This is a genomic window from Streptomyces rimosus subsp. rimosus, from assembly GCF_000720725.1.
Taxonomy (GTDB): domain Bacteria; phylum Actinomycetota; class Actinomycetes; order Streptomycetales; family Streptomycetaceae; genus Streptomyces; species Streptomyces rimosus_A.
This window is the reverse complement of the sequence record NZ_JOCQ01000234.1, coordinates 1-695: the sequence shown is the minus strand read 5'-3', so window position 1 is coordinate 695 and position 695 is coordinate 1. Positions and strand designations below refer to the sequence as shown.

General features: G+C 67.6%; 1 protein-coding gene. It reads left to right on the top strand.

Features of this window, described 5'->3' with window-relative positions; all coding sequences use genetic code 11:
- The coding region (locus tag IH45_RS0142675; RefSeq protein ID WP_030682640.1) for a toprim domain-containing protein at positions 1-695 on the top strand (695 nt) is incomplete at both ends.

Sequence of the window (695 nt, the reverse complement as noted above, 5' to 3'; positions counted from 1 at the left end):
GTCCTCGACAAGATCGTGGCCGCCGCCCGCACCCGCATCGCCGCACGCCAGCACAAGGAGGCCCAGCGCCGCAAGACCGCCCTGGAATCCTCCTCCCTGCCCGCCAAGCTCGCCGACTGCCGCAGCGACGACGTCGAGCGCAGCGAACTGTTCATCGTCGAGGGCGACTCCGCACTGGGCACCGCCAAACTGGCGCGCAACTCCGAGTTCCAGGCCCTGCTGCCGATCCGCGGCAAGATCCTGAACGTGCAGAAGGCGTCGGTCTCCGACATGCTCAAAAACGCCGAATGCGGGGCGATCATCCAGGTGATAGGGGCCGGCTCCGGGCGCACCTTCGACCTCGACGCGGCCCGCTACGGCAAGGTCATCTTCCTGGCCGACGCCGACGTCGACGGCGCCCACATCCGCACCCTGCTGCTGACCCTCTTCCAGCGCTACATGCGCCCCATGGTCGAAGCCGGCCGGGTCTTCTCCGCCGTCCCCCCGCTGCACCGCATCGAACTGCTCCAGCCCAAAAAGGGCCAGGAGAAGTACCGCTACACCTACTCCGACAGCGAACTGCGCCAGACCCTGCTGGAACTGCAGCGCAAGAACATCCGCTACAAGGACAGCATCCAGCGCTACAAGGGCCTGGGCGAGATGGACGCCGACCAGCTCGCCGAGACCACCATGGACCCCCGCCACCGCACCCTGCG